This is a genomic window from Flavobacterium sp., assembly GCF_021151785.1.
GTDB lineage: Bacteria > Bacteroidota > Bacteroidia > Flavobacteriales > Flavobacteriaceae > Flavobacterium.
Genome location: NZ_JAGKWP010000081.1, coordinates 1 through 10053 on the forward strand (window position 1 = coordinate 1; position 10053 = coordinate 10053).

14 protein-coding genes are annotated in these 10053 nt (G+C 32.7%); 5 read left to right on the forward strand and 9 right to left on the reverse strand.

Going from position 1 to position 10053, the window contains the following annotated elements; genetic code table 11:
* Positions 1–264: 264 nt before the first annotated feature.
* The 8 genes from QZ824_RS08780 to QZ824_RS08815 all read right to left on the reverse strand — a co-directional run bounded on the left by QZ824_RS08780 (position 265) and on the right by QZ824_RS08815 (position 6583).
* Positions 265–1614: a YHYH protein gene (locus QZ824_RS08780; protein ID WP_291275646.1), complete on the reverse strand. Its 1350-nt coding sequence runs from the start codon at positions 1612–1614 to the stop codon at positions 265–267.
* The gene (locus tag QZ824_RS08785; RefSeq protein WP_291275647.1) at positions 1604–2569 is read right to left on the reverse strand and encodes a cytochrome c peroxidase; all 966 of its coding nucleotides are present in this window, start codon (positions 2567–2569) and stop codon (positions 1604–1606) included. The genes QZ824_RS08780 and QZ824_RS08785 overlap by 11 nt, the downstream gene beginning before the upstream one ends.
* 82 nt (positions 2570–2651) lie before the next feature.
* Positions 2652–3356: an MbnP family protein gene (locus tag QZ824_RS08790; RefSeq protein WP_291275648.1), complete on the reverse strand. Its 705-nt coding sequence runs from the start codon at positions 3354–3356 to the stop codon at positions 2652–2654.
* Between the two features lie 3 nt (positions 3357–3359).
* A complete protein-coding gene (locus tag QZ824_RS08795; protein ID WP_291275649.1) occupies positions 3360–3854 on the reverse strand; it encodes a Spy/CpxP family protein refolding chaperone in 495 nt (164 codons plus the stop codon).
* Positions 3855–3944: 90 nt separating this feature from the next.
* Entirely contained in the window at positions 3945–4226 is a 282-nt protein-coding gene (locus QZ824_RS08800) for a hypothetical protein (RefSeq protein WP_291275650.1), read from the reverse strand.
* A gap of 36 nt (positions 4227–4262) precedes the next feature.
* Positions 4263–4841: an RNA polymerase sigma factor gene (locus tag QZ824_RS08805; protein WP_291275651.1), complete on the reverse strand. Its 579-nt coding sequence runs from the start codon at positions 4839–4841 to the stop codon at positions 4263–4265.
* A 101-nt stretch (positions 4842–4942) separates the two neighbouring features.
* Positions 4943–5476: a hypothetical protein gene (locus QZ824_RS08810; protein ID WP_291275652.1), complete on the reverse strand. Its 534-nt coding sequence runs from the start codon at positions 5474–5476 to the stop codon at positions 4943–4945.
* A 111-nt stretch (positions 5477–5587) separates the two neighbouring features.
* The gene (locus QZ824_RS08815) at positions 5588–6583 is read right to left on the reverse strand and encodes an SIMPL domain-containing protein (RefSeq protein WP_291275653.1); all 996 of its coding nucleotides are present in this window, start codon (positions 6581–6583) and stop codon (positions 5588–5590) included.
* Positions 6584–6744: 161 nt separating this feature from the next.
* Here QZ824_RS08815 and QZ824_RS08820 point away from each other — a divergent pair, with 161 nt between their 5' ends.
* Genes QZ824_RS08820 through QZ824_RS08840 form a run of 5 tightly spaced genes read left to right on the forward strand, consistent with a single transcriptional unit; the run spans position 6745 to position 9291 of the window.
* On the forward strand, positions 6745–7659 hold the full coding sequence (locus QZ824_RS08820) for a hypothetical protein (protein ID WP_291275654.1): 915 nt from the start codon (positions 6745–6747) through the stop codon (positions 7657–7659).
* The gene (locus QZ824_RS08825) at positions 7635–8246 is read left to right on the forward strand and encodes a hypothetical protein (RefSeq protein ID WP_291275655.1); all 612 of its coding nucleotides are present in this window, start codon (positions 7635–7637) and stop codon (positions 8244–8246) included. Before QZ824_RS08820 ends, QZ824_RS08825 begins: the two co-directional genes overlap by 25 nt.
* Positions 8246–8785: a hypothetical protein gene (locus tag QZ824_RS08830; RefSeq protein WP_291275656.1), complete on the forward strand. Its 540-nt coding sequence runs from the start codon at positions 8246–8248 to the stop codon at positions 8783–8785. Before QZ824_RS08825 ends, QZ824_RS08830 begins: the two co-directional genes overlap by 1 nt.
* Positions 8772–8921 (forward strand): hypothetical protein, encoded by a 150-nt coding sequence (locus QZ824_RS08835; protein ID WP_291275657.1) that lies wholly within the window; start codon positions 8772–8774, stop codon positions 8919–8921. Before QZ824_RS08830 ends, QZ824_RS08835 begins: the two co-directional genes overlap by 14 nt.
* A complete protein-coding gene (locus tag QZ824_RS08840; protein WP_291275658.1) occupies positions 8914–9291 on the forward strand; it encodes a YchJ family metal-binding protein in 378 nt (125 codons plus the stop codon). The genes QZ824_RS08835 and QZ824_RS08840 overlap by 8 nt, the downstream gene beginning before the upstream one ends.
* A gap of 489 nt (positions 9292–9780) precedes the next feature.
* On the opposite strand, the gene QZ824_RS08845 is transcribed toward QZ824_RS08840, so the two are convergent.
* On the reverse strand, positions 9781–10053 hold a 273-nt coding region (locus QZ824_RS08845; protein WP_291275659.1), incomplete at its 5' end, for a hypothetical protein.

The window sequence follows — 10053 nt, forward strand, 5'->3', positions numbered from 1 at the left end:
CAATTACATTATATCTTAAATTAATTTCTAATTCTTCATAAATTTTAGTGGTAATATAAGAAAAATTAATTCAATACCTTTTAATCTTATAACCAATATGTTATGTGTTATTTCTTTAAAGTCTATTTTTTATTTCTATAAAATGAGAATTGAATTTATCCCAATCTTCAATATCTGAATAACAATCAGTAAGTACAAGATGGTAAAACGTATTTACATTCATATTGACTTTTTTTGCTTTATGGAACTTCTTTAATACGTTTCTTATTCAATAATCACTTTAGAAATTTTAGTTGAATTTCCATTTGAAATTTTCACAAAATAAACACCTGAGTGCACGGTTTGAATATCTAAATAACTTAGTGTTTGCCCTTGATTTATTTTATTAGACAAAATTACTTTTCCGTTCATATCAATCAAATCAATAGTACACTCTTTTTCAACAATAGCTCCAATTTGAATTATTATCAAATCAGAGGTTGGATTTGGAAATATAGTAATTTCAGATTGGTCTAAATCAAAATCTTGATTTACTAAGTTAGGTACATAATTTGTAGTATTTTCAGTGACAGAAGTTACTTTTCTGTTAGCATATACGCCATAATAAGTTGGTCCAATTATATAAGGATAAACTGAATTGTGATTCACATCAACTGTTGCAAAATAACAATATATTCCGCTTGGATATTCCGGAGTAACACAAAATCTTCCGTTGTGAACGTCCAAATAACTAGCATCTCCTGTGTGAGCTACATACTCATAATCTTCTTGAAAACTTCCTAATGGATAGGTCGTATTTACTGGAGGTCCTGCAGTAACAGTAGCACCACTTGCATTAGTTGTTCTAGTCGTAATATTTCTTAATTGGTAACTTGATTTCATTCTAACTATTCCACCTGTTCCGTCAGCATTTGCATAAGCATAGGCACCATAAATTGGGTATCCATCATAAGCAAAGCCAAGTAATGGTGAATGTTGTGAAGCATTGATAACATACAAACCATCAGCGTCATACAAATTACAAACGTTTGAAATTAAATTTAAATCGTTTTTAAAAGCAGATGGATTTTGATGATGGTGGTAATTAGTACCCGCTGGATGTCCTTTAGAACAATCAAATCCTGCTCTTTCATACTTAATAGCATCTCTATTCCAAACGCCATCTCCTGCTCCTCCTAATGGACCACCCGCAAACGCTCCCGTAGAATTTTTCCAGCTTACAGCATCTGAATAATTAAATATTGCTACGCCATTAATAAAAACTCCTATATTTCCTAATCCTGTCGCAGTTGGTGTTCCTGTATTTGGAGTTGGAATCAAAGGAAACTTAAATATCGAATTCTGATTTCCAGCTTGATTCGGGTTACCGTCTAAATATGGTCCAACAGGATACGCTGGAATTCCAGTTGCATTTACATAAACAAAATTAGCAGAATAGCGCACTTGTTGACAATTGACTAAAATACCATTAGAAATAGCCGTTGAATTTCCAGAAGTATAATAGGTACCTGTAGTTGTGTTGTTTTGCAACCACTTCGTTATAGCTGGATTGGTTTGCGCAAATGCAGATTGTAACAAAACAAATGCTAAAAGATAAAAAAGATTATTTTTCATTATATTGGTTAGTTTTAGTTTTATTGTTAGGATAGCTATATTTTGGATTAAATAAAAATTCTTTATCCGTAAGAGTCAATAAAAAGGCAATTAAATCCTTTTTCTCATTCTCACTCAATCGAATTGGCTTTTGTAACTCTCTAGCCAATGTTCTTCGCTTTACTCTTCCATCAGTGTAAAAATTAATGACTTCTTTTAATTTTTTAAAACGTCCATCATGCATGTACGGATAAGTAAATTCAATATTTCTTAAGGTTGGCACTCTAAAATTAAAACTATCTTTAGGATTTTGAGTAATCGTAACCCTTCCATAATCTTTATAGTCGGTGTCCAAAGGCAAACCATTATCTGCAAAACTATTGTTGGTTAACATTGGTTCATTATGACACGTTACACAATTTCTTTTAAATAATTCATATCCATTCTTTTCTTGCGAAGAGAAAAACACGTCTTTTTCATGTCGCATTACTTTATCATACTTTGAATTATAAGTCACTAAACTCACGGTGTATTGTGAAATTGCTTTTAATAAATTCTTTGTCGTTGCCACACTATCTCCAAAAACATTATAAAACATCTTTTGATAGTGTTTCGATTGATTGATTTTTTTTAAAACATTAACCAACGCATTATCCATTTCTAATGGATTAGTAATTGGATTAATGGGTTGTGTTTCTAAACTTATCACGCCTCCGTCCCAATGAAATAATTTTGTCCAAGCTAAATTCATAATTGACATAGCATTGCGAGTTCCTATTCTACCTTCAATACCATGACTCAAAGCATGATCAGTATGAGCAAAACCAGTATATTGTAAATGACAACTTGCACAAGAAATAGTACTATCTCTAGACAATATAGGGTCATAAAACAATTTTCTTCCTAACTCAAATCCTTGCTCTGACAAAGGATTCTTTTTAAAATCATACACCGGCTTGGGCCAACCTTTTGGCACATAAAATTCTTTGTAACCTGAACTTTTCCATGAAAAAAGAAAAATGCAAATTAGTGTAATAACAAACAATATGAGTCTTCTTTTATTCAATTGTAAACATATTTTTATAACATTTAGCCATTTCAATAGCTTTTTTTCCAGGAATCATCAAAGAATTATTTTCTTTCAAAGCGACGTTACTCAACCACTTATTCAAATCCACTTTTAGATGAATGGTTTCGGCATTTTCTGGCATAACCAAACTCATTTCCTGCAAGGCATTTTGTTGTGGCAAATAGCCTCCAATATGAAACTGAAACTCTTTTTTAACTGATTTGCAACTGGAACTTTTGCCTTCCAATTTCATATTGATATAACCTGAATTCCAAGCCCAATACATTCCAAGCGCTGGATCTAAATCACCATCTAAATTTCCAGAAACATTGGTTAAACTATCAATTCCTATTTGGAAATAGATACGTTTCATTTTCAAATCTGGTGTTTGTTTTAATTGAAACGAAAGGGTTTCTAAACGTTCTACATCAATTAAACGAACAGATTGTTTGTCTTTAAAACGTGTTCCATCTTCATATTCTACAACCAAATTTGATATATAAAATTTTAATGTTGTAATCGAAACCGTATCGTTAGTATCCGTATTATATTTTGTCGTATTCAAAACCAAAGCCTCAGTATTGAACATTGGTTTTATTATAAATTGAATGTTTTTCTTTCCTGAAGCAATCTGAAAAGAAAGACAAAACAATGCAACAATTATAGTAAATAATAATACTAACTTTCTACACATAATTTAGGGTCTTGGTGGCGACGGTCCATCTTCTCCTCCTGGTGGACATTGCCCATCTCTAGGTGGTTTTGGCGCCATCATTCTAGCTGCTTCACCGATAATTTCATCAAATTTTTTCTTTTGATTTTCATCACAAATAGCTCTCACTTTTTGAAAATGAATGAACGTTCCTAATTCTTCTTTTTCTCTGATTTTTAACAGTTCTGAAATGGCATTTTTAATAGCAACCGAATCAACAGTAGCATTTTTAAGCAAGTTGAAATAAGCATCATGTTTTTCTTTATTCTCTTTACTTAAAGATTGTCTTTGTTCTCTATGCTCGTCTCTTAACACTGCAAATTGCTCTTTTTGCTTATCGGTAAAATGCAATTCTTTTGCAAAAAAATCACCGATATTGCCTTTAGGTTGCGGCCTATTAAACCACATAAAAGCAATGGTACTAATGTTGATAAATAACAAAAGGATGATTATTACTTTTAAAAATTTAGTATTGTTCATGATTCTATTTTTAAAACATTAAGACATTAAGATTCATTAAGGAACTTTAAATACTTAACTTATAATTTCACTCTATTTTCTATCCAAGAATTAATAATCACTTGAAAAATATTCTTTGTAAACTACATTTTTGTCATCCCTTGCCACATAGTTTTTAGAACTCTCGGAATACTGTGTAATTGTAATCAAATTCACCGCCAAAAGAACCAATATACAAGCTGCAATCATCCATTTTTGAGATGCAGTCATAACAATTTCTTTTTGTCTTGAGTGATTTAGCAAAGCATTGTTGAGAGACAACGGCACTTCTACACGTTGTATTCCGTCTAGTGAGTTTAGGGTTTCTTCTATCCAATTTTCTTTTGCATTCATATTTGTATAGATGTTATTTGTTTTAAAAACTTGCGCTTATTTTTCATTTTCTTCATAATAAGTAGCTAAATGCTTCTTCAAATTTTGTTTAGCACGAAACAACAACGATTCTACAGATGATAATGAAACTTTCATAATACCCGCAATTTCATTGTAGCTCACTTGATCTAACTTGTGTAAAACATAAGCGGTTCGTTGTTGTTCTGGCAACAAATCAATCGCTTTAAAAAGAATTTTTGCAAGCTCTTGTTGTTCTAATTGAACGCCTGGATGAACAAAATCGGTATGATTTTCAAGTGCTTTCTCTCCATCAGAAGTAAAAATTGACTTAAAAACACCCAACCTTTTTTTACGTTGCTTCTTTCGGATAAATTCCAAACATTTATTCACCGATATTCTATAAATCCAAGTAGATAAGGAAGATTCTTCTTTAAATAAACCAATATTCAAATGAATGGTGATGAAAATTTCTTGTGTCACGTCTTCCGCATCTTCCATGTTTTGAAGCATCCCGACACAAGTGTTGTACACTTTTTTGGAAAATAAATCTACCAACAATTGGAACGCTTTTTCGTCGTTCTTTTTTAATTGTTGTATGAATTCTTTTTCTTCCAAAGGCTTTTATGGTATTTAGATGTTCTTTGGGTAAAAAACTTGCGTCAAGATAGTAATTTAATAATAAATGTTCTTTTTTGCCTTATAGATTGAACGTGGTTTTAATTGATATAAATATTAACCTTAGTTAATTCACGCCTTTGATCGCCTCCATAATCGACATTTTCACTGTCGCTATATCTTTCCATTGTTTCATAAAGTTCATAATCTCGTTGGCCTTTACGAAATTTTTCTACAAGGATGTTATATTTTCCGTTCTTTAACGGACAGTCTGCAAACATAAAATCAACTTCACCTGTTTTGATATGCGCTCGGCGGATTAGTATTCGCAGTTGGTTCTTGATTTGTGAATTTGGATAACAATAATCAGAAGAGTAAGTTGTGATAATCAATTTCCCATCTTGAGTTTTTGAAAGGGCACTTTCTGTATGTTCGTGTCCAATTATTTTTCCTGTTTTTACATGTGAAGCAATTGTATTTGTAGCGGATGTATTGAATGCAGTATCAGTAAAGAACCTATACGAATACTTTTTTACATTCACGTTCTTTAACGTTATGACCAGTTCACAGCTTGGGTCTTGACCAAAAGCATGATAAGAAAAAAGTAAAAGTAAAGTGGAAAGGATTAATCTCATTTTTTTGTCTAGTTATGGTGTGAGTTTGCTAATTAAGCGGACTTATTTGGTTTAAATTTGATTTTCTTTTCATAAAAATACCCCCAAGCGTTTAATCTGGGGGTAGTGTAATTATAAAGCCAGTGGTTTGATGTCTCCAGCCGCCGTAATAATGTAATAGCGATTGTTTCTTATAATGGTATTTTTAGGTAATTGATCTTCCCTTAATTTAATACGTATGGTCAAATCATAAAAAATTTGAATAGTAGGTTCAGTAATATCCGCATTAACAACAAAAGTATGCGATTTAGCTAGTGCGGCATCATAAAATTGAGTTGTGTTTTTTTTGATTTGATTTACTTGTGAATCAGGGGCAAAGTTAATCGCTGCCTGACTGTAAGCACTATACGATTTATAACTTTCCATCGGATAGGTTGTAGCATAACCTTCTACTAATGTTTTCTCTTTTTTAAACAAATCCATATTCATAATTGCCGAATAATTGGTTAACATTTGTTTATATTCCTCAGAAGCCTTCATTTGTAACACATCTCGAATATGATCTAAATTAGTCGTTACATAATCTACTTTAGCTAAATCATAAATTTCTTGTTTCGCGCAAATGGACATAATTTTGTTCAAATCGTTTGTGTTTTTGTACTTAATGATTAAATTCTTTTTCAATTCAAACCCCGATGGTTTTTCGTTATACGTTTTAGGATTAAACAATTTTTTTTGCACTTCATAATCATAAGAAGGAATAAACGAAATTAAATCAATCACAACTTCAATTTCTGGATTAAAGGCTTTAATGTCTTTCATAACTTGTTCCATTCGTTCATCCATTAAAAGGGTTACTTCTTCAGCTGTTTTACCCACTTGTAAAATACTAAAAACGGCACGCTGACTAGTCGCCTTTTCATTGTAGATGCCTTTAATTTGAATGACCATCTCCGTGTCTGAACTGTAGGAGGTCGTAATAGTGTTTACGGTTGGGTTTTGATACTGATTTTGATAATTATAGTTTCCACTTGCCGCTTCTTTTGTATTTACGTTTCCTGAATGTTGCGCCAATAAGCTAGAACCAACTAGTGCAAAAGCTCCTAATAAAAAATGTTTTGTTTTCATTGTTATCTGTTTTTAAAGTTTGATGCAGCAAACCTAGAATGAATGGTAAAAATAACTTGGGTAAAACCGCTGTAGCCTTACTGTAAAGTTTTTTCAGTACATTTACAGTCGATTTACAGTGAAGAAAAACGAAAAGAAAACGACATTTACACCTAGTAAATATGACGGAATTAGAACTTTTTTACCAACTCAAAGAGCAAGTACTAAGGCAATACAAAGAAAGCCATCCGTACTTTATGGGAAATTGGAAAAGTTTTACTTCTCAGGATATTTTAAATTTGATGGATGATATCCAATCCCAAACCAAGCAAACCATTAGTGAGAAATGGATTTATACGCATTTAAAGCCTGAAGTTAATGTAAAACTACCACGAAAAGACATGTTAGCTATTTTATGTAGCTATGCCCAATGTGGGAGTTGGGAAGAATTTACATTTAAAAAGTTACAACCTCAAACACCTATCCTAGAACAAGTAAACCCCATTTCAAAAACCCCATTTTCTTATTTCTATTTAGTCATAGGCGGAATGTTGCTGGTAGGATTAATAGGCGGAGTGTGGTGGATGGAAAATAAAAGTAATAAAGACGAAACGCTTCAATTGCAAAACAGTTATACCAAGGATACGGTGGCCAAAGAAGAGGTAAAAGCTTATGTTATTGAAGACACCATAGAAAAACCAATTGAGTTGTCGAAAACTAAAATGGAGTTTACGAAACCCACACAAGTTGTGTTGAAAAGTCCTTTTTATGAACCTAAGAAAATGGTAATACAACCTAATGAGCCGTTGTCTACTATTGAATTAAAGCCAAATGATTACGCTTTGATAGTAAAAGCCTTCATGAAAAGTGATATTAAAAATTGGCAAACTCGAAAGCAACAATTGCAAAAAATATTAGCCGATGATCTGGAAGTCATTGTCATGTTACCCAACAATTTGGGAGCAGAGTATTTCAACAAAGAAGAATTTGCTCAAAAACTGATAATTCCTTCTCCTTCATTGAAAAAAATGAATATTGTGGAACTGCAACAAGACGAACAAAAAAGAATAAAATGGATCCGAATTACACAGCCCTAAATAGGAAATGGACACTGACGGCTTGCTTGTTTTTAGTTTTCACTGTAAGCCTATTAGCCCAAAGCACTTCAAACAGCGTAAAAAAAGAGTTGACCCAACCAAATGAGGAAAGTGCAAATGAAAAATCGGTTGTAAAAGCTTCCATCAAGGCGGCTTTTCCAGTAGCGGTATATGAAGCCTATCAAAATCAGGCGCAACAAAAAATAGTTGATTTTTATGCGTATTTAACGGCATTGGCACAAGCCAAAGACGGAGCCGAGCAGGAGGAAATCAAAAAAGCCATTTTGTTAGACTTTGCGCTAACGCAACTGGAAGTTCTTGATATAACAGCTACAACGTCTAAAAATATTCCTTTGCTAGACTTGTTGAATAAAGTTAGGCAGACGAGCACTACTTTTTCATGTACAAATTTTAAAGAAGAGGGCATGGGAGAAACGTATTTCAACATCAGTTATGATTTAACCACGCAGCACAACGCGAACCAAACGACCACTAGAATAACACAAAAAGTGCAATTTACGCCCAAGACAAAGAGCTTTGGTACTACACAAAAAACAATTTGGGAACTCAAATTATTGGCTTTTTAATGTACAATCGATTCAATTTTCATCAGCATACCTTTTGCTTGTTTAAGCAGGTGGATTCCAGTATAATAGCAGGACAAACCCTTCATTATAAAAGTGCGTCTGGAAGTGCCTATTTTTTTACCGAACAAGGCGTGTACAGAAAATCTAACCATTGGGGTAGGGCGGCCAATTGCAGATGGCGTTTGGAAACTCAAGCAGCTTACAAAAACCAAAGTACAGTGGTAGGATATGCGCGTTGGACAGATTTTTACCCTAACAATGAAACTGAAAAATGGTTTTATATTGAAATTGATTGGGTGGCTAATCAGGCTTTGTTTTATCATAAAAACGACCCAAATTACCGTGGACAATTGCTAAGAAACGCTAATGAAACGGCCAAACGCATTCAAAAAATTAACGAAGTATTGCAGTTTGACCATTGGAAGAAGTACGCCCAAGTATACGATGAAGAAGTAGCATTGCAAGACATTGTAGCCTATTTGATCAACACGAACGAAACCCTGTTTCAAATCATACAAAAAGTAAATGGGACGACGTAACGAAACCAATCGATTGGCTCACAAGAAGAAAGCCGACGATAAGAAGAAAAAGCAGCAAACTAAAAAAGAAGCCGCTTTAGCCAAGAAAAAAGCCATTTTAGCCCAAGTTAACCCAAAGAACCCAACAGATGAATAAAACGTGTCCCTGTGGAAGTCAAAAAGCACTAGCGCAATGCTGTATGCCTTATATTACCAACCATTCTGCTCCCACGGCAGAAGCGTTAATGCGTTCCCGATATACGGCATTTACGTTGCATTTGGCGGACTATTTATTTCAAACGACTAGTTTAGCAGAAAGGCGTTTTACCTCTAAAAGAGAAATCCTCGAGTGGGCCCAACAAAATACTTGGCTAAAATTAGAAGTACTAGCAAGTACGGCACAAACCGTAACGTTTAAAGCCTATTTCTTAGATGCCAAAGGCCAAGCCCAAGTGCATCATGAAAAATCAACGTTTAAAGAAGTACATGGCAAATGGTATTATGTTAAAGGAAAGCTGGAGCCTTGATAAAAACAAAAAAGAGTTCATTATTAATACGCCTATCAATTAAGTATTTTTACTTAATTTTTAAATTTAGGCAGAATAACGTTTTTTTTACCCAATAGAACCCCTTATATTTGTAGAGGAGATTGATTAAATAGTTTTGTAGCTGTAAGAAGCCTGTATGACAGGTGATGAGTATTACAACTATAAAAGAAAAAAAAGGACAGCTGAAAAGCGGTCCTTTTTTGTTTGTATGTTTACTGGATTAAAAAGGTCTATGAAAAGCGTTTCAACAAGAAAGAGGTTAGGAGCAAAAGTGATTTGTTTCCCAGTCTTTACGGTTTCTTTTTCCTTATGAACTTGTTTTGGGAACTTGTTGAAAATTTTTAACAGCATTTTCTCAAATAATAAATTAAAAGTTGATAACTTTTAATTTATAGGTTTAGTTTATGTAATAAATAAAATAACTAATTTATTTAACAGGTATTTGAAAAATATTCACAATAAATGTAATTAAATTTTAACACCAAATTTATTTAATTTTTTAATTGATTTGTATGCATTTAAAACATTCACTTCTTTCACAATATCATTTTTTGAAATTGATTTTTGCACAGATTTTAAATTCATTAATTCAAGGCTGTCAAATATTTTTGTTTGTTCTCCTAAGTCAAATATTTTTGACCAATCATTTTTTGAAATTTGTTTTAGTCTATCATATAAAGCCTTAACATCAATAACTTCTACTTCATTTTCATTAGACAATGATTTTATGTTATCAATATT